Raw genomic sequence first — 18,383 nt, 5'->3', positions numbered from 1 at the left:
TCGCAAAAAACTCTCGAATTCACGAGTGTTACTTGTGATGCTGATAATCTTGCGATCACCAGTCTTAGCTCACAAGCACCCACACGAATTGCTTGATTCAACTTGTTAAAGAGCAGTTGGTTGATTCTTTCGTCTCAACCGAGGCCGCGCATTCTACGCCAACCTCTTATTTCGTCAAGCGTTATTTTCAGAATTTTTCGTTCCTACTCAACCGCTTGCGCTGTCGATCGGCCGGAGCTTCTCGTCAGCGGGAGGCGCATTCTACAGCGATCAAACTCGCTGTCAAGCACCTCGGCGATCTTCCTTTTGGCTCGCTGCCGGAGCAGCTGTCGAACCCAAAGGCGGCGAGTGAATCACCCACCTGACCACCACCCCCAACTTCCAATCTGCTTAAGTGCTTGATTTTCAAGCCCTTTCAGCGCTTCGTCACTGGGAGTGGTGCGCATTATAGGGACTTCAAAATGCCCGTCAACACTTTTCTGAAAGAATCTTCAGCGGGATGCGAAACGGGCCCGCAGCGCCGGCAATTGCCGCGCCACCGGCGGCAGGCGCAGCAACAGCAGGAATACGCCTATGGCTGCATATAGCGACCAGCGCTCGATGTCCGAACGCACCACCCACAGCATATGCAGGAGCCCCAGGGCGAGGATGACATAGACCAGCCGGTGCAGCTTCTTCCAGCCGCTGCCCAGCTTGCGCATGCTGTATTTGTTCGAGGTCAGGGCCAGCGGCAACAGGCCCAGGAAACCCAGGGTCCCGACGATTATGTAGGGCCGCTTGCGTAATTCGACGCCCAGTTGCGTCCAGTCCAGACCGAGGATGAACACCAAGTAGGCGCACAGGTGCAGGCATATATAGGTGAAACACCACAGGCCGAGCTGCCGGCGCACCAGGATCCAGCCGTTCCAGCGCGTCAGCCTCTGCAGCGGGGTCATGGCCAGAGTCAGCAGCAACAGGACCAGGCCGCCCTGCCCCAGGTTGTCGACCAGCGCCTTGCCCGGGTCGGGCCCCAGGGCAAAGATCCAGGCCAGGTACAGCCAGTAGAGCGGCGGTATCAGCGCCAGCAGGAATACGCTGGCGCGCCAGATAGGATTGCGCATCTGCATCAATAGTTCTTCCTCAGGTCCATCCCCGCGTACAGCGAGGCCACTTCGTCGGCGTAGCCATTGAACATGAGGGTGGGACGAACATTGGGGCTGAATAGTCCGCTGGGCAGGCGCCGCTCGCGAGCCTGGCTCCAGCGCGGGTGGTCCACCGTCGGGTTGACGTTGGCGTAGAAGCCGTACTCGTCGGGCGCCAGGCTTTCCCAGGTGGTCTTCGGCTGTTCGGCGACGAAGCTGATGCGGATGATCGACTTGGCGCCCTTGAAGCCGTACTTCCACGGCACGATCAGGCGCAGCGGCGCGCCGTTCTGGTTGGCCAGGATGCGGCCGTACATGCCCACGACGAGAATCGCCAGCGGGTGCATGGCCTCATCCATCCGCAGGCCCTCCACGTAGGGCCAGTCGATCAGGGCGAAATTGGATTGCACGCCGGGCATGCGCTCGCGGTCGACCAGGGTTTCGAAGCGCAGGTACTTGGCGTTGCCCGTCGGCTCGACACGCTTGATCAGCTCCGACAGCGGGAAGCCGATCCAGGGGATGACCATCGACCAGGCCTCCACGCAGCGCAGGCGGTAGATGCGCTCTTCCAGCTGGTAGGGCTTGATGAAGTCCTCAAGGGCGTACTTGCCGGGCTTCGCCACCTCGCCATCGATCACCACCGACCAGGGCTCGGTCCTCAGTGCGCCGGCGTTGGCGGCCGGGTCGCCCTTGTCCGGGCCGAACTCGTAGAAGTTGTTATAGGTGGTCGCATCCTTGAAGGGGGTGATGCTCTCCCCTTGCACAGTGACGGCATCCCATTTGATCGCCGGCAGCTTCTCACTGAACCAGCCCGGTGTGCTCGCAGCGGCTTCCACATCGGCATATCGGGAAGGATCAGCCAACCCCATGGCCGGCAGACCGGCAAGGGCGGCACCTGCCGCACTGGCGGCGAGGAAACGGCGGCGGGAGAGATAAAGGGTTTCAGGGGTGACTTCCGACTCGTGGCAATCGGAAGGTCGGGCAATACGGATCAGCATGGCGGGCTCCGCAACGACTGGCTGTGTGCGCCAATAGACTGCGGAGCCCGGGGGAAATTACATCAGCTCGGACGGCGGCGACGGCGCAATTGCAACAAGTATTGCACCGGACCGGACGCGGCATAAGCGAGGAACAGCAGCAGCAGGATGCGCGGCGGGTCGGTGAAGACCACGGCGAAGGCCAGCACCACCACCAGGATCGCCACGAAGGGCACGCGGCCGCGCAGGTCGAGATCCTTGAAGCTGTGGTACTTGATGTTGCTGACCATCAGCATGCCGGCGGCGGCGACCATCAGCGCGACCAGCAGGGAGACCTTGGCACCCTGGATGTCGAAGTCGGCGAAGGCCCACACGGTGCCGGCCACCAGGGCGGCGGCGGCCGGGCTGGCCAGGCCGATGAAGTAGCGCTTGTCGGCCTTGCCCACCTGGGTGTTGAAGCGCGCCAGGCGCAGCGCGGCACCGGCCACATAGATGAAGGCGACCATCCAGCCGACCTTGCCCAGGCTGCTCAGCGCCCACTCGAAAGCGACCAGCGCCGGGGCCACGCCGAAGGCGACCATGTCCGACAGCGAGTCGTACTCGGCGCCGAAGGCGCTCTGGGTGTTGGTCAGGCGCGCGACGCGACCGTCCAGACCATCCAGGACCATGGCGACGAAGATGGCGATGGCGGCATTGGAGAAGTCGCCGCTCATGGCGTTGATGATGGCGTACAGGCCGGTGAACAGCGCCGCGGTGGTGAACAGGTTGGGCAGCAGGTAGATGCCGCGGTGGCGGACCTTGCGGCCGTCGGCGTCGTGCCCTTCCTCGACGTGCTCGTCGATGGGCAGCAGGCTTTCGGTTTCTTCGGAGGCCTTGTTCGGCTCCTCGGGACCTTCACTCATGGAGACTTCCTTAGGGAACTCAGCGGAATAAGATCGAGCGCGGGGCACGGACGCCCGGGCGCACAGGCTTTATACCAGAACCCCGGGCAAGAACGAAAAAACGCGGCCGGGGCCGCGTTTCTTCAAGTGTCGCTAAGCCCTTAGTTCTTGGACTTGTCGACGATCTTGTTGGCAGCGATCCAGGGCATCATGGCGCGCAGCTGCTCACCGATGACTTCGATGCCGTGAGCGGCGTTGTTACGGCGCTTGGCGGTCATCGATGGGTAGTTGGTGGCGCCTTCGGAGATGAACATCTTGGCGTATTCGCCGTCCTGGATGCGCTTCAGAGCGTTGCGCATGGCCTGACGGGATTCGGCGTTGATCACTTCCGGACCGGTCACGTACTCGCCGTATTCGGCGTTGTTCGAGATCGAGTAGTTCATGTTGGCGATGCCGCCTTCGTACATGAGGTCGACGATCAGCTTCAGCTCGTGCAGGCACTCGAAGTAGGCCATTTCCGGCGCGTAGCCGGCTTCGACCAGGGTTTCGAAACCGGCTTTCACCAGCTCGACGCAACCGCCGCAGAGAACGGCCTGCTCGCCGAACAGGTCGGTTTCGGTCTCGTCCTTGAAGGTGGTTTCGATGATGCCGGTACGGCCGCCGCCGACGCCGCAGGCGTAGGACAGGGCGACGTTCTTGGCATTGCCCGAAGCGTCCTGGTAGATGGCGATCAGGTCGGGGATACCACCGCCCTTGACGAACTCGGAACGCACGGTGTGGCCCGGAGCCTTCGGCGCGATCATGATCACATCGAGGTCAGCGCGCGGTACGACCTGGTTGTAGTGAATGGAGAAGCCGTGGGCGAAGGCCAGGGTAGCGCCCTTCTTCAGGTTCGGCTCGATCTCGTCCTTGTACAGGCGGCCCTGGAACTCGTCCGGGGTCAGGATCATCACCAGGTCGGCGGCGGCGACGGCGCTCGGCACGTCGGCCACTTTCAGGCCATGGTTCTGCGCCTTGACGGCGGACGGCGAGCCCGAACGCAGGCCGACGGTGACGTCGACGCCGGAGTCCTTCAGGTTGCAGGCATGGGCGTGGCCCTGGGAACCGTAACCGATGATGGCAACTTTCTTGCCCTGGATGATGGAGAGGTCACAGTCTTTATCGTAGAAAACGCGCATTTGGGTAATCCCCTGGTCTAGTGGCCTCGTGGGCCGTCTTTCAAATTCAGATGCTGAGAGTCTTGTCGCCGCGGGCGATGCCGGTCACGCCGGTCCGCACCGTCTCGATGATCGCAGCGGTACCGATGGCCTGGATGAAGCTGTCGAGCTTGTCGCTGGTGCCGGCCAGCTGCACGGTGTAGACGCTGCTGGTGACGTCGACGATCTGACCGCGGAAGATGTCGGTGGTGCGCTTGACCTCGGCGCGCTGGGCGCCGGTGGCCTTGATCTTCACCAGCATCAGCTCGCGCTCGATGTGGGCGCTTTCCGACAGGTTCACCAGCTTCACCACCTCGATCAGCTTGTTGAGGTTCTTGGTGATCTGCTCGATGACTTCGTCATGCCCGGCCGTGGTCAGGGTGAGGCGCGACAGGGTCGGGTCCTCGGTCGGCGCCACGGTCAGGGTCTCGATGTTGTAGTTGCGCTGGGAGAACAGGCCGACCACGCGGGACAGCGCGCCGGGTTCGTTTTCCAGCAGCAGGGAAATGATGTGTCGCATGATCAGGTACGCTCCGTCTTGCTCAGCCACATGTCGCGCATCGAACCGCCGCGGATCTGCATCGGATAGACGTGCTCGCTGGTATCGACCTGGATGTCGAGGAAGACCAGGCGGTTCTTCATGGCGAACGCCTCTTCCATCTTCGGCTTCAGGTCCTTGAGGTCGGTGATGCGCATACCGACGTGGCCATAGGCCTCGGCCAGCTTGACGAAGTCAGGCAGGGATTCCATGTAGGAGTGCGAGTAGCGGCTGTTGTACTGCATGTCCTGCCATTGGCGGACCATGCCCAGCGCACCGTTGTTCAGGTTGACGATCTTCACCGGCAGGTCGTACTGCAGGCAGGTCGACAGCTCCTGGATGTTCATCTGGATGCTGCCTTCGCCGGTCACGCAGGCCACGTCGGCCTCCGGGAAGTTCAGCTTCACGCCCATGGCCGCGGGGAAACCGAAGCCCATGGTGCCCAGGCCGCCGGAGTTGATCCAGCGATTGGGCTTGTTGAAGCGGTAGTACTGGGCGGCGAACATCTGGTGCTGGCCCACGTCGGAGGCCACGAAGGCGTCGCCGCCGGTGACTTCCCAGAGGGTCTCGATGACGCTCTGCGGCTTGATGATGCTGCCGTCGCCCTTGTCGTAGGGGAACAGGCCGCGGTTGCCGCGCCACTCGTCGATCTGCTTCCACCAGGCGGCCACGGCTTCCTTGTTCGGGGTCTCGCCGATTTCCTTGAGGATGGTGGCCATCTCGGCCAGCACGCTGTCCACCGGACCGACGATCGGGATGTCGGCCTTGACGGTCTTGGAGATCGAGGCCGGGTCGATGTCGACGTGGATGATCTTGGCGTTCGGGCAGAACTTGGCGGCGGTCTCGCCGTTGATGACGCGGTCATCGAAGCGCGCGCCGACGGCGAAGATCACGTCCGCGTGGTGCATTGCCAGGTTGGCGGTGTAGCTGCCGTGCATGCCGAGCATGCCGACGAACTGGCGGTCGTTGCCGGGGAAGCCGCCCAGGCCCATGAGGGTGTTGGTCACCGGGATATTGAGCAGGCGCGCCACTTCGGTCAGCGGCTCGGAAGCGTTGCCCATGATGACGCCGCCACCGGAATAGATGATCGGGCGCTTGGCGGCCAGCAGCAGCTCGGCGGCCTTGCGGATCTGGCCGGAGTGGCCGCGGACCGCGGGGCTGTAGGAGCGCAGCTTGACCTTCTTCGGATAGGCGTACTCGAACTTCTGCGTCGGGTCGCCCATGTCTTTCGGAATGTCGATCACCACCGGGCCCGGACGGCCGGACTGGGCGATGTAGAAGGCCTTCTTGATGACCTCGGGGATTTCCGAAGGGTGCTTGATGATGAAGCTGTGCTTCACGATCGGCCGGGAAATGCCGACCATGTCGGTTTCCTGGAAGGCGTCGGTGCCGACCATGTTGCTCGACACCTGGCCGGAGATCACCACCATCGGGATGGAGTCCATGTAGGCGGTGGCGATGCCGGTGATGGCGTTGGTCGCGCCGGGGCCGGAGGTCACCAGGACCACGCCGGGCTTGCCGGTGGCGCGCGCATAGCCGTCGGCCATGTGGGTAGCGGCCTGCTCGTGACGCACGAGAATGTGGGTCACGTCGTTCTCTTTGAAGAGAGCGTCGTAGATGTGCAGGAGGGCACCGCCCGGGTACCCGTAGATGTACTTAACGCCTTCGTCACGCAACGAGCGGACGACCATTTCAGCGCCGGATAAAAGCTCCACGTTGTCACCTCTAGAACGCTAAACGATCTCCCAGGGGCGGGGGACCGAAACTTGGTTGGCTGCCCGGCAGACAATTGGGCGATTGTGATCGCCGGCTACGTCGACTGCCGAATGAGCAGAACTTGGAGGCGCACCTGGTGTGTTACGGAGGGCCTCCACCCAGCGCGAGGTAACGCGAAGCAGGGTGAAACTTAGCGGCGCGGGTAGCGCCTCTTGTCTGCCGAGTAAAACCAGCTTGCGGCCGGCCCACTGCAGCGAACCTTGGATTCTTCTGATTCGGCCTCGTCAAGTCAAGCCATATATGGATTTGTGTCTAACGCAGGTTGTGATCTTTCTCTGCGGACGCCTCGACACTTTTGGTTATAGTTACCCGCAGTTTCCGCATCCAAGGACCGAAACCGCATGCGACGGACGATTGTGATGGGCGCTCTGATGTTCGCCCTGAGTGCTCCGCTGATGGCCGCCCAGGTATACAAGTGGGTCGACGCCCAGGGCGTCACGCATTTTGGCGCGCAGCCGCCGCAGGGCGCCGAAGCCGCCACCGTGGACACCAAGGTCGCCCCGCCGCCCTCGGGCTTCCCGCTGCCGCCCAGGCCGGCTCCCGCGCCGGCGCCTTCGGCCAGCGACAAGCAGAAGGCCGCCGACGAGAAGGTGCGCCAGGAGGTCGCCCAGCAGGAGGCCGAGCGCGCGCGCTACTGCGACACCCTGCGGACCAACCTGGCGCAATTGAAGAACAACCCGCGGGTGCGGGTGGCCGACGACGACGGCGAGATGCGGCGCATCCCGGAAGAAGAGCGGCAGGCCCGCATCACCCAGACCGAGCAGGACCTGCAGAAGAACTGCAACTGACCGACGCGTAGGCGCGGCTCAGGGCGCCTCGCCGATCAGCCGGTCGAACTCGCCCAGGGCCTCGAACAGGGCGTGCATGTGCTCGCCCTCGTCCACGTAGACCATTTCGGCGATGGCGCGAATGCCCGAGGCGCGCGGCAGCTGCGCGCCCGTCTCGATGATCAGCTTCATGCGCGGCAGGAAGATCCACTGCAGCCATTCCTCCAGCTCCAGCGTATCCACGCAGAACGGCTCCTGGCTGGCCAGCGCCTCCTCCGAGGGCGGCTGTTCCCCCCACAGCGACAGCGCGCGCAGCTCCCGCTCGATCAGCAGGAGCTGGTCGGCCACGGCCGGCAGGCGATCGTCCATCACAGCGTTGCCTTGGCGTTCTGCCGCGCGGTAGCCGCGCCGGCCGCGTCACCCTGGGCCTCGCGGGCCTTGGCGATCACGTCCCACAGGCTGGCCTGCAGCGTCGGCCGGCCGTTGGCCAGCGACAGGCCGCGGCGCGCCACCTGCTCGGCCTGGGCGGCGTCGCCCTGGGCCAGGCGCACCTGGGCGAGCTTGTAGAGCACCTGCGGCTCGCGCGGGGCGATGCGCTGGGCGCGCTCCAGGCTGGCCGAGGCGCCGTTGAGGTCGCCGCTGCCCTGCTGTTGCTGAGCGGTGGTGAGCAGCGCCAGGACCGGGCCATCGAGCTGCTCGTCGGCGGCCAGCGGCGCGTTGCGCGAGGGAATGCCCGACGGCGCCTGCACCGGCGCGGCCGGGGCCTGCTGCTGGTAGCTGGGCTGTTGCTGCTGGTAGACCGGCTGCTGGTAGGTCTGCTGGCTGAAGCCGCCGGTGGCGCTGATATTGCTCGGCGCGCTGCCGGCGGGCGCCGCCGGGACGCTGCCGGACTGCACGCCCGGAGTGATCGGGGCGGTGGAGATCGGCGCTGCGCCAGTCTGCGCCGGGAAGGTCTGGATCGGTGCCATGCCGGCATCCTGGGGCACCATCACGGTCACGCCGGAGTCACCGGCCGGCTGCGATGCCGCGCTCGGCGCGGTGTTGGCATTGGCCGGGCGGTTGGCATTGGAATAGCCGACCCGCTCCTGGTTGGACACCGAGGTGCCGGAATCCCGCACCGGGATAGCGCCCTGCTGCGGGGAAGCGCAGCCGGACAGCACGGCCGCGGCGGCAGCCACGGCAAACCACGCGTTTTTCACTTCGAATCCTCTCGCCTCAGTTCAGCCAGCCACGGACCCAGTCCATGACCTCGCCGGCCGGCGTCTGGTTGTTGCCACAGCCGGCGCCGGGCGCCGGCTCGCTTCCGCGAATATAGGGCATCTGCACGGCGCCCGGACAATTGGCGTCGCTGCCCTGGCCGGTACGCGGATCGACCCAGGCCATGCTGACATTATCCGGCATCGGCATGTCCAGCGGCAGGGGGTCGGCCTTGCGCATGAAGCTGGTCCAGATCTGCAGCGCGCCGGTGGCGCCGGTGAAGGGCGTCTTGCCGTTGTCGTCGCGGCCCAGCCAGACCACCGCCAGCAGGTCCTGGCCGAAACCGGAGAACCAGCTGTCGCGGGAGTCGTTGGTGGTGCCGGTCTTGCCCGCCAGGGTCAGGTTCGACGGCAACTGGTTGTAGGCCGAGCGCGCGGTGCCCTCGCGCATCACCCGCTGCATGGCGTTCTGCAGCAGGTAGATGGAGCCCGAGTCGAAGCGCTGCTGGACCTGGAACGGATAGCGCTTGAGCGGCTGGCCGTCGGCGGCGACCACGCTGCGGATACTGCGCAGCGGGGTGTTGAAGCCGCCGCTGGCGATGGTCTGGTACATGGTCGCCACCTGCATCGGCGTCATGGCGCCGGCGCCCAGCAGCATCGACGGGTAGGCCGGCCAGTCCACCTGCACGCCCAGGCGTTCGAGAGTCTTGAGCACGTTGGGCACGCCCAGGTCCAGGCCCAGCTTGGCGGTGGACAGGTTCAGCGAACGCGCCAGCCCCTGGTAGAGGAAGATGGTGCCGTTGGAGCTGCCTTCGTAGTTCTTCGGCGTCCACACCTGGCCGTCCTTGCCCTTGATGGAGAACGGCTGGTCCTGGATCCAGGTGGTCAGGGTGTACTGGCTGGGCCGTTCGAGGGCGGTCAGGTAGACCGCCGGCTTGACCAGCGAGCCGATCGGCCGGGTGGCGTCCACCGCGCGATTGAAGCCGGCGAAGCGCGAATCGCGGCTGCCGATCAGCGCCTGCACTTCGCCGGTCTCCGGGTTGGTCACGACCATCGCGGTTTCCGTCTGGTCCAGGCCCTTGCGCCCGGCGAAGCGCTTGAAGGTCTCGGTGACCGCGGTTTCCGCCTTGTACTGCAGGATCGGATCGAAGCTGGTGAAGATGCGCAGACCTTCCTCGGTCAGGTCTTCCTCGCGGTAGTCCTGGCGCAGCTGGCGCTTCACCAGGTCGAGGAACGCCGGGTACGAGCTGTTGGCCATGCTGCCCTGGCGCGTCACGCCCAGGGGCGCCTGCTTGGCCGCCGCGGCCTGCTCGGGGGTGATCACGCCCTGCTCGGCGAGCACGTCGAGCACCACGTTGCGCCGCTCCATGGCGCGCTCCGGGTTGCGCCGCGGATTGTAGTAGGACGGCCCCTTGACCATACCCACCAGCAGCGCGATCTGCGGCAGCTTGAGCTCGGACAGCGGCTGGCTGAAGAAGTACTGGCTGGCCAGGCCGAAGCCGTTCACCGAACGCTGGCCGTCCTGGCCGAGGAACACCTCGTTGAGGTAGCCCTCGAGGATCTCGCGCTTGTCGTAGTGCAGCTCCAGCAGCACCGCCATCATGGCTTCGGTGAGCTTGCGGCTGAGGCTGCGCTCGTTGGTCAGGAAGAAGTTCTTCACCAACTGCTGGGTCAGGGTGCTGCCGCCCTGGCGCAACTGCCCGGCGCTGGCGTTGACCCAGACGGCGCGGGCGATGGACTTCAGCGAGACGCCATGGTGGGACCAGAAGTCGCGGTCTTCCACCGCCACCAGGGTGTCGACCAGGTACGGCGGCACCTCGTCCAGCTTGATGAGGATGCGGTCTTCGTTGTGCGAGGGGTACATGCCGCCGATCAGCAGCGGCTCCATGCGCGCGACGTCCAGCTTGGAACCGTCGGCGCGGGACAGGCCGGCCACGTAGTCGCCGGAGAAACGCACGCGGATGCGCTGCGCGGGCTCGGCGCCCTCGTAGAACTGGAAGCCGCGGGTATTGAGGTCGACCGTGCCGCCGGACACGGCCACCATGCCCGGGCCGCTGACCGTGCCATCGCGGCGGTAACCCAGGGCGCCGAGTTCCTGGAGGAAGTCGTCCTTGTTCAGCTTCAGGCCGACGAACAGCTCCAGCGGCCGGGCATAGACCTTGGCCGGGATGGTCCAGCGCTTGCCGGAGAACTTCTCCTGGACGACCGCATCGAGATACACGGCGAAACCGGCCAGCACGACCAGGCCGACGAGGCTGAGCTTGAGCAGCCAGCCCAGCCACTTGCGCGACGGAGCGGACTTTTGATTCTTACGGGAACGGGGGGATCGGGGACGCGTCATGGCGGCGCATTATACGTACTTTATCCACAGGGGACAGACGCCGCGCGAGGCGGTGTCCGGGCTCTGTCGCAGGCGCGCGGAAGTGCCCCGGCCAAAGCGACGCAGCTTCGACCAGCGGGCAGCCGATTGGTTGCCTGCGGCGCCAGGCAAGTTTGCAGCCACCGGCGATGCCGCCATAATGCCTGCCTCCCGAATCCGGACAGCCAAGGACAATATCCCGTGAGCCAGACTCTGATCGCTGCCCTGCAGAACCCTGCCCTGTACCCCCACCCGGTGGAGCAGGTGCGGGTCATCGAAACCCACATTTCCTGGGTCCTGCTCACCGGCCAGTACGTTTACAAGATCAAGAAGCCGGTGAACTTCGGCTTCCTCGACTTCACCGACCTCGCGGCGCGCAAGCATTTCTGCGAGGAAGAACTGCGCCTGAACCAGCGCCTCACCGAAGGCCTGTACCTGGAAGTGCTGCCGATCACCGGCAGCGAGGCCGCGCCACAACTGGGCGGCGAAGGCCCGGCGATCGAATACGCGCTCAAGTGCCGCGAATTCCCGCAGAACGCCCTGCTCAGCGAGGTGCAGGCGCGCGGCGAGCTGACCTCCGAGCACATCGACGCCCTGGCGAAGCAGATCGCCGGCTTCCACCTGCGCACCCCGCAGGTGCCGCAGGACAACCCGCTGGGCTCGGCCGAGGCGGTGATGGCGCCGGTGCGGCAGAACTTCGAACAGATCCGCCCGCTGCTCAGCGACAAGGCCGACCTGCTGCAGCTGGACGCCCTGGAAGCCTGGGCCGAAAGCTCCTACGACCGTCTGGAATCGCTGCTGCAGGCGCGCAAGGCGAACGGCTTCATCCGCGAATGCCACGGCGACATCCACCTGGGCAACGCCGCGCTGATCGACGGCCAGGTGGTGCTGTTCGACTGCATCGAGTTCAACGAGCCGTTCCGCTTCACCGACGTCTGCGCCGACTACGCCTTCCTCGCCATGGACCTCGAGGACCGCGGTCTGAAGTGCCATTCGCGGCGCTTCGTCAGCCAGTACCTGGAGCAGACCGGCGACTACCAGTCCCTGGAAATCCTCAACTTCTACAAGGCCTACCGCGCCCTGGTGCGGGCCAAGATCGCCCTGTTCAGCCTGGCCCACCAGCACGACGCCGTGCAGAAGGCCGCGACCCTGCGCCAGTACCGCAACTACGCCAACCTGGCGGAGAGCTACAGCGCCATACCCTCGCGCTTCCTGGCCCTGACCATGGGCGTTTCCGCGGTGGGCAAGAGCTCGGTGGCGCTGCGCCTGGTCGAGGCCCTGGGCGCCATCCGCCTGCGCTCGGACGTGGAGCGCAAGCGCCTGTTCGGCGAACAGCACGAAGCCCAGCGCGGCGCCCTGCAAGGCGGCATCTACAATGCCGAATCCAGCGCGGCCACCTACGAGCGCCTCAACGCCCTGGCCGGCGACATCCTCCGCGCCGGCTACCCGGTGGTGCTCGACGCTACCTTCCTCAAGCACGCCCAGCGCCAGGCCGCGCGCCATATCGCCGACGACACCGGGGTGCCCTACCTGATCCTCGACTGCCAGGCGCCGGAAAGCGTGATCGCCGGCTGGCTGGCCCAGCGCCAGGCGCAAGGCGGCGACCCGTCCGACGCCACCCTCGAAGTGGTGCAGGCCCAGCAGGCCGGACGCGAAGCCCTGGACGCCGACGAGCAAGCCCACAGCAAGCGCGTCGACACCCAGGACAGCGCCAGCCTCGACACCCTGGTGGGCAGCATCCGCCAGCGCCTGCCGGGCATCTGACCCCCTCGACGCAGCCCGGGCACGATCGATGCCCGGGCTGCCGTTCGTCACGCCAAGGGCGCTTTCGCGCCCGCCGATGTCACAAAGCCACATTGCCCCGCCAAGGGCCCGCTACACTTCATCGTCAAGTGAGCCGGCCGTCTCCAGCAGTTCACGGCCCTCGCCGCCATGCATGACCCACCCCGTGTGCCGCATCGCAAGGACCGACGATGAACGACGAACTGCTGCATCTGAAGAACCTCGGCAAGACCTCGGCCCAGTGGCTGCACGCCGTGGGCATTCACAACGCCTCCGACCTCCGCCGCCTGGGGGCGGTCGGCGCCTACCGCGCCGTTCGGGCTCGCGGCTTCCGGGCCTCCAAGGTGCTGCTCTACGCCATCGAGGGCGCCCTGCTGGACGTCCATTGGAACGACCTGCCGCCGGCGCACAAGGCCGAACTATTGGGCCAATTGGAGACTTTTCCTCAAAGGAATCAGAGTTAGCTCACAAGCCTTCCAGGAAATGATTTACGGCCGCGGGCCAGAACCCTATCGTTTCAGGGCCCTTCGTGCGCCCCGACCGCCAACGTCCGTCCAAGGAATTACGGCCCATGTACCTACTCGGTGAACAACCGGCCTATGCCGACCAGCTGATCAGCCGTCTGCAGGGGATTCCCGCCCAGCTGCTTTCCGGCCTCGCCCCCTGCGCGGAGCCCATCCGCCTGGAACGTACCGACGACCTGTCGGCCGAGCTGCCGAACCAGCAGCTGTTCCTGATCGAGAACGGCCTGCTCCACGCGCTGGTCGACGAACGCCCGCTGTTCTACCTGCAGGAGGGCGACCTGGTGGGACTGCGCCAGGGCATCGACCTGCCGCCGTGCCGCTACACCAGCGACGAGCCGTTGTGCCTGGTGCCCTATTCGCGCAGCGACGTGTTCCACCACATCCACGCCGACGAGCAGCGCCAGGAACTCTTCCTGCACTACCTGATCGGCCACACCGCCCTGCTTTCCGACGCCCTGGCACACCTCAAGCAGCCGGACATCCGCCCGTCCACCGGCTTCCGCCACTTCGCCGCCGGCGACCAGTTGATCCAGCAGGGCGACGATGCCGAGCACGTGTTCATCATCATCGAGGGTCACGCCGAGGCCTTCGTCGACGGGCAAAAGGTCGGCGACGTGCAGAAGGACGAGATCTTCGGCGCCATGGCCGTGTTCACCGGCGAGAAGCGCAGCGCCAGCGTGGTCGCCAGCGAACCCTGCACCGTGATGGTGATCCCCAAGGACCAGTTCCTCAGCCTGATGCAGAGCAACCCGCGCATCGCCCACAGCCTGATCGAGGGCATGGCCCGGCGCATCGACCTGCTCAACCGCGAGGTCACCCAACTGCGCCTGCAGCTCGGCGCCGGCTAGCCGAAGCCCGATCCAGACGAAGCCCGGCCATGTGCCGGGCTTCGTCATTTCTGCAGGGCGGACTTTTTTTGCGAAATGCTGTTGACTCACAAATGATAATAGTTATTATTACCACAGCTGGCCGCGAGGTCGGCGGGTAAGCTGAGAGCCCTACCGCAGTCGGACGCTCAGGTTATCTCCTCATCAGGCTAATCACGGTTTTAGACCCGGCTCACCGCCGGGTCTTTTTTTTGCCCCGCATTTTTCCTGGGAAACCTTTCCCATGACCGTTCGCCGGAAAATGCAGGTGCGATGAAAAAAGCGTTGACTCGCGAATGATAATTGTTATTATTAACTCCACTGGTCGCGAGGCCAGTGGGTAAGCTGAGCGGCCACGCAGTCGGACGATCAGATTATCTCCTCATCAGGCTAATCACGGTTTCGACCCGGCTCATCGCCGGGTCTTTTTTTGCCTGAAGGAAAGTCATGGGCGGGGGATTTCTTTTCGTAGGAGCGAGCTTGCTCGCGAACAGCGCTCTGCCGGTTGGGCTCGGTACTCGACCTGGAGAGCGCCCTCTCCCTAACCCTCTCCCTGAAGGGAGAGGGGACCGTTGGGCAGACGCTGATGTTCTGGAGTTAGCCGGCTAGCGCAGAGTTGCCGGCTGAAACCATGCCTGTTCTCGGCACGGACAAGCCCCCTCTCCCTTCAAGGCGGGGCGCGCAGCCGAAGGCTGGGGAGAGGGAAAGGAATGCCACCGAAACATCGAAGCAGCCGGGAGCGCTGTTCGCGAGCAAGCTCGCTCCTACAAAAAGAGGAGCCCTCCCGTCAGGCTATACCCACATCAACGCAACTTCGCACAATGATCCTGCGGCGGCAGCGCCGGCGTGTACCAGACGTAGTCCGCCTGCTGCGGCGACACCGTCTTGCCGACCTCGGCCAGCATCAGCACCTGCATGCCCTCCCCCGCCTCCAAGTCTTCCAGGTGCAAGGGCACGCCCAGGTCGCGGCGCACGTGGAAGCCGCCGGCGATCAGCACGGCGGGCGCGGGCGCCGCCTTCAGCCGTTCGGCCATGCGCCGGTCGCGCTGCTGCTGTACCGCCAGCATGGCCGGCATCTGGCTTTCCGGCAGCAGGCCGCAGTGGGATTCGCGGATGTCGTCCAGCAGCACCCGGCGCACCTCCTCGGCCGTCGAGCGAGTGCCGGCCAGGGCTGGCTGCTCCCCATAGATGCGCTTGATCTCGCTGCGGTCCAGGTTGGCCGCCAGCAGCGGCGCCGGCTGCCTGACCAGCCAGGTCACCATCGGGCCGTAGAGCGACCAGTCCCAGCCCGGCTGCCAGGCCAATACGGCATACAGGTCCTGCGGCGCCTTGCCTTCGGCAGCCGCGGCCTGTGCGGCCATCACCCGCTGCTGCTGGTTGGGGTTGAGCATTTCCAGCAGCACGCTGCCTTGCTCGCGGCGCTGGGCCAGGGCGCGGACCAGCCACAGCTCCAGGGCGTGATGGTCGGGGTTGTCGTGCTGTTCGCCGACCAGTACGCGGGGCGCGGCCTGCAGGCGTTCGAGCAGTTGCTCCGGGGTCAGCACCTGACCGCTGCGCAGGTCGCGGATGACGCCCAGCTCTGCGCTGTCGCGGCCCTCAGGGCTCTGCCAGGCCGGCAGGGGCGGCGCGGACGGCAGGCTCTGGCAGGCCGCCAACAGCGCCACCAGCGGGATCAGCAGGTATTTCATGTGAACTCCTTTCAGCGGGCGACGATCAGCGGATGGCCGCGCTCGGGGTGGCGCTGCACCAGCACGTCCAGGCCGAACACCTGGCGCAGCGGCTCTGCGCGCAGCACTTCGTCCGGGGTGCCGAACAGATGCGGGCGGCCGTCGTGCAGCAGAAGCAGGCGGTCACAGTAGCGCGCGGCGAGGTTGAGGTCGTGCAGGATGACCAGCACCGCGGCGCCGCGTCCGGCGAATTCGCGCACCGCATGCAAAGTGGTGTGCTGGTGCAGGGGGTCGAGCGCCGAGGTCGGCTCGTCCAGCAGCAGCACCTGCTCCGCGCCGCCCGGCCACAGCTGCGCCAGGACCCGCGCCAGGTGCACGCGCTGGCGCTCGCCGCCGGACAGCGCCAGGTAGCTGCGCCCGGCCAGGTGCGAGGCGTCGGCCGCCGTCATGGCTTCGGCGATGATCTGCAGGTCGCGCTGGCGGCCGCTGTCGTGGGGCAGCCGGCCGAAACCCACCACCGACTCGACGCTGAAGGCGAAATTCAGCGACGAGGACTGCGGCAGCACCGCCAGGCGCTGCGCCCGCGCCGTACCCTGCCATTGATCCAGCGCGCGACCATCGAGGCTCACGCTGCCGCCGGCCAGCGGCAGCTCGCCATTGAGGGCGCCCAGCAGGGTGCTCTTGCCCGCGCCGTTGGGGCCCAACACACCGAGCACCTCGCCCGGCTGCAGCGCCAGGCTCACGCCCTGCAGGACCACCTGATGCCCACGCTTCACCGTCAGGTTCTCCGCCGTCAGCATCAGGAACGCCCCCGGATCAGCAGATAAAGGAAGAAGGGCGCGCCGATCAGCGCCGTGACGATGCCGATCGGCAGCTCCGCCGGCGCCAGCGCCAGGCGCGCCACCAGGTCGGCGAGCAGCAGCAGGATGGCGCCGCCGAACATCGAGGCCGGCAGCAACACCCGGTGATCGGGGCCGACGATCAGACGCAGCAGGTGCGGCACCACCAGGCCGATGAAGCCGATCAGCCCGGCCGCGGCCACCGCGGCGCCAACGCCCAGCGCCGTGCAGAGGATCAGTTCGACCTTCAGCCGCTCGACGTCGAAGCCCAGGTGACGCGCCTCGGACTCACCCAGCAACAACGCGTTGAGCGCATCCACCCGGCGCGGCAGCCAGCAGGCCACCAGCAGCGTGACCAGCAGCAGCGGCCACAGCCGCGGGTAGCTGGCGCCGTTGAGGCTGCCGAGGTTCCAGAAGGTCAGGGTGCGCAGCGTGGCGTCGTCGGCGAGGTAGGTGAACAGGCCGATCAGCGCGCCGGCCAGCGCGGTGAGGGCGATGCCGGCGAGCAGCATGGTGGCCACGCTGGTCTGCCCATTGTGGCGGCCGAGCCGGTAGACCAGCGCGGTCACCAGCAAACCGCCGCCGAAGGCGCAGGCGGACAGCAAGTAGGGCGCGAAAGCTTCCGGCAGGCCACCCATGGAAGCGCCGAAGACGATAGCGATGGCGGCGCCCAGCGCGGCGCCGCTGGATACGCCGATCAGCCCGGGGTCGGCCAGCGGGTTGCGGAACAGCCCCTGCATGGCCACCCCGGCCAGCGCCAGCACGCCGCCGGTGGCGACGCCCAACAGGGTGCGCGGCAGGCGGATCTGCCCGACGATCAGCTCGGCCTGGCCGAGGTCGTCGGCGGACACCGGCAGGCCGCACAGACGCGCCAGCGCCCGCAGCGTGTCGCCCAGCGGCAGGCTGACCGGCCCCAGGGCCAGGGACAGCCAGAGGACCAGCAGCAGAAGAAAACCAAGGAGCAGGAACAGCGGTCGGGCAGCGTGCTTCGCAGTCAAGGACGACCTTCCGGGTTCAGGGCCTGCGCGGAAGGATAAAAGGCCTTGGAGAGGCTGGCCAATGCGTCCGGAACGCGCGGACCGAGACCGCCGACCAGCAGCGTCGGATCGAGCACCAGCACGCGGGCCTCACGCGCCGCGCGGGTAGCGGCCAACCCGGGGTTCTGTCGGATCAGCGCCTCGCGGGCCTTGTCGCCATCCAGGCTGCGGTCGGCCAGCACCACCACCTGCGGATCGAGGGCGGTCAGGGCTTCGCCGGACAACGCCTTGTAGCCCTTGTGGCTGGCCAGGTTGCGCCCGCCGGCGTGCTGGATCATCCAGTCGCCGGCGGTGTCCTGTCCGGCCACCAGCAGGCTGCCGCCGGCGTTGCCGACCAGCAGCACCACGCCCGGCGCGGCTTGCCCGGCCTGGGCCTTGGCCACCCAGGCCTGCTGCGCCGCCAGGCGCGCCTGGAAGTCCGCCGCCACCTTGCCGGCCTGCTCGGGCGTGCCCAGCAGCTCGCCCAGGCGCAGCAGGTTGTCATGCACGGTCTTCTCGTCGGCCTTGGCCGACAGGGTTTCGATCCGCACGCCCGCCGCGCGCAGTTGCTGCAGCACCGGCGGCGGCCCCATCTCCTCGCTGCCGAGGAGGATGTCCGGCTTCAGCGCCAGGATGCCTTCGGCCGCCAGCTGGCGCTGGTAGCCGATCTTCGGCAACGCCTTGAGGCTGGCCGGGTGCAGGCTGGTGGTGTCGACGCCGACCAGGCGCGACTCGCCGCCCAGGGCCACAACCCACTCGCTCAGCGAGCCGCCGGCGCTCACCCAGCGCTTGGGCAGGCTGTCGGCGATGGCGCTGGAGGCGGCGAGGCACAGCCCGGCGAAGAGGCCGGCCAGCAGGGGACGCGCAGTCATGGTTGC

18 protein-coding genes are annotated in these 18,383 nt (G+C 66.3%); 5 read left to right on the top strand and 13 right to left on the bottom strand.

The genetic code is table 11. The features are described from left to right. The first annotated feature begins 92 nt into the window (after nucleotides 1–92). Entirely contained in the window at nucleotides 93–365 is a 273-nt protein-coding gene (locus BM060_RS33000; protein ID WP_177224368.1) for a hypothetical protein, read from the top strand. A 126-nt stretch (nucleotides 366–491) separates the two neighbouring features. On the opposite strand, the gene msrQ is transcribed toward BM060_RS33000, so the two are convergent. The 6 genes from msrQ to BM060_RS17430 all read right to left on the bottom strand — a co-directional run bounded on the left by msrQ (nucleotide 492) and on the right by BM060_RS17430 (nucleotide 6,428). After that, nucleotides 492–1,100: a protein-methionine-sulfoxide reductase heme-binding subunit MsrQ gene (msrQ, locus tag BM060_RS17455; RefSeq protein ID WP_024128092.1), complete on the bottom strand. Its 609-nt coding sequence runs from the start codon at nucleotides 1,098–1,100 to the stop codon at nucleotides 492–494. Nucleotides 1,101–1,105: 5 nt separating this feature from the next. Continuing rightward, nucleotides 1,106–2,119 carry a protein-methionine-sulfoxide reductase catalytic subunit MsrP gene (gene msrP / locus BM060_RS17450; protein ID WP_074981405.1) on the bottom strand — a complete coding sequence of 338 codons (1,014 nt, stop codon included), beginning with the start codon at nucleotides 2,117–2,119 and terminating at the stop codon, nucleotides 1,106–1,108. 62 nt (nucleotides 2,120–2,181) lie between these two features. Continuing rightward, on the bottom strand, nucleotides 2,182–3,000 hold the full coding sequence (gene pssA, locus BM060_RS17445; RefSeq protein ID WP_009612935.1) for a CDP-diacylglycerol--serine O-phosphatidyltransferase: 819 nt from the start codon (nucleotides 2,998–3,000) through the stop codon (nucleotides 2,182–2,184). A 140-nt stretch (nucleotides 3,001–3,140) separates the two neighbouring features. Then, nucleotides 3,141–4,157 carry a ketol-acid reductoisomerase gene (gene ilvC / locus BM060_RS17440; protein WP_074981404.1) on the bottom strand — a complete coding sequence of 339 codons (1,017 nt, stop codon included), beginning with the start codon at nucleotides 4,155–4,157 and terminating at the stop codon, nucleotides 3,141–3,143. A 46-nt stretch (nucleotides 4,158–4,203) separates the two neighbouring features. After that, nucleotides 4,204–4,695 carry an acetolactate synthase small subunit gene (gene ilvN / locus BM060_RS17435; RefSeq protein WP_009612939.1) on the bottom strand — a complete coding sequence of 164 codons (492 nt, stop codon included), beginning with the start codon at nucleotides 4,693–4,695 and terminating at the stop codon, nucleotides 4,204–4,206. A 2-nt stretch (nucleotides 4,696–4,697) separates the two neighbouring features. Next, on the bottom strand, nucleotides 4,698–6,428 hold the full coding sequence (locus tag BM060_RS17430; RefSeq protein ID WP_074981402.1) for an acetolactate synthase 3 large subunit: 1,731 nt from the start codon (nucleotides 6,426–6,428) through the stop codon (nucleotides 4,698–4,700). Nucleotides 6,429–6,830: 402 nt separating this feature from the next. On the opposite strand from BM060_RS17430, the gene BM060_RS17425 reads away from it, so the two are divergent. Further along, nucleotides 6,831–7,277 (top strand): DUF4124 domain-containing protein, encoded by a 447-nt coding sequence (locus BM060_RS17425; protein ID WP_009612942.1) that lies wholly within the window; start codon nucleotides 6,831–6,833, stop codon nucleotides 7,275–7,277. Between the two features lie 18 nt (nucleotides 7,278–7,295). On the opposite strand, the gene BM060_RS17420 is transcribed toward BM060_RS17425, so the two are convergent. From BM060_RS17420 to mrcB, 3 genes are read right to left on the bottom strand one after another with little or no spacing between them, the layout of a single operon-like run. Then, complete coding sequence (locus BM060_RS17420) at nucleotides 7,296–7,625, bottom strand: YqcC family protein (protein ID WP_009612949.1); 330 nt, start codon at nucleotides 7,623–7,625, stop codon at nucleotides 7,296–7,298. Then, nucleotides 7,625–8,455 (bottom strand): tetratricopeptide repeat protein, encoded by an 831-nt coding sequence (locus BM060_RS17415; RefSeq protein ID WP_074981399.1) that lies wholly within the window; start codon nucleotides 8,453–8,455, stop codon nucleotides 7,625–7,627. Before BM060_RS17415 ends, BM060_RS17420 begins: the two co-directional genes overlap by 1 nt. A 16-nt stretch (nucleotides 8,456–8,471) precedes the next feature. Beyond that, on the bottom strand, nucleotides 8,472–10,793 hold the full coding sequence (mrcB, locus tag BM060_RS17410; protein WP_074981396.1) for a penicillin-binding protein 1B: 2,322 nt from the start codon (nucleotides 10,791–10,793) through the stop codon (nucleotides 8,472–8,474). A gap of 219 nt (nucleotides 10,794–11,012) precedes the next feature. Here mrcB and BM060_RS17405 point away from each other — a divergent pair, with 219 nt between their 5' ends. From BM060_RS17405 to BM060_RS17395, 3 genes are all read left to right on the top strand, one after another. Continuing rightward, entirely contained in the window at nucleotides 11,013–12,575 is a 1,563-nt protein-coding gene (locus tag BM060_RS17405; RefSeq protein ID WP_074981393.1) for a bifunctional aminoglycoside phosphotransferase/ATP-binding protein, read from the top strand. Nucleotides 12,576–12,784: 209 nt separating this feature from the next. Further along, a complete protein-coding gene (locus BM060_RS17400) occupies nucleotides 12,785–13,057 on the top strand; it encodes a TfoX/Sxy family protein (protein ID WP_009612953.1) in 273 nt (90 codons plus the stop codon). A 107-nt stretch (nucleotides 13,058–13,164) separates the two neighbouring features. Then, the gene (locus tag BM060_RS17395; RefSeq protein ID WP_074981391.1) at nucleotides 13,165–13,965 is read left to right on the top strand and encodes a Crp/Fnr family transcriptional regulator; all 801 of its coding nucleotides are present in this window, start codon (nucleotides 13,165–13,167) and stop codon (nucleotides 13,963–13,965) included. A gap of 821 nt (nucleotides 13,966–14,786) precedes the next feature. Here BM060_RS17395 and BM060_RS17390 read toward each other — a convergent pair. Genes BM060_RS17390 through BM060_RS17375 form a run of 4 tightly spaced genes read right to left on the bottom strand, consistent with a single transcriptional unit; the run spans nucleotide 14,787 to nucleotide 18,377 of the window. Then, on the bottom strand, nucleotides 14,787–15,671 hold the full coding sequence (locus BM060_RS17390; RefSeq protein ID WP_074981389.1) for a ChaN family lipoprotein: 885 nt from the start codon (nucleotides 15,669–15,671) through the stop codon (nucleotides 14,787–14,789). Nucleotides 15,672–15,682: 11 nt separating this feature from the next. Continuing rightward, nucleotides 15,683–16,450 carry a heme ABC transporter ATP-binding protein gene (locus BM060_RS17385; protein WP_074981388.1) on the bottom strand — a complete coding sequence of 256 codons (768 nt, stop codon included), beginning with the start codon at nucleotides 16,448–16,450 and terminating at the stop codon, nucleotides 15,683–15,685. Then, a complete protein-coding gene (locus BM060_RS17380) occupies nucleotides 16,450–17,433 on the bottom strand; it encodes a FecCD family ABC transporter permease (protein WP_116425910.1) in 984 nt (327 codons plus the stop codon). The genes BM060_RS17385 and BM060_RS17380 overlap by 1 nt, the downstream gene beginning before the upstream one ends. Before the next feature lie 50 nt (nucleotides 17,434–17,483). Next, nucleotides 17,484–18,377: a heme/hemin ABC transporter substrate-binding protein gene (locus BM060_RS17375; protein WP_074981385.1), complete on the bottom strand. Its 894-nt coding sequence runs from the start codon at nucleotides 18,375–18,377 to the stop codon at nucleotides 17,484–17,486. Nucleotides 18,378–18,383 lie beyond the last annotated feature (6 nt).

Origin of the sequence: Pseudomonas citronellolis (assembly GCF_900112375.1) — a bacterium.
In the GTDB taxonomy this organism is placed as follows: Bacteria; Pseudomonadota; Gammaproteobacteria; order Pseudomonadales; family Pseudomonadaceae; genus Pseudomonas; species Pseudomonas citronellolis.
This window is presented reverse-complemented; position numbering and strand designations above follow the sequence as displayed.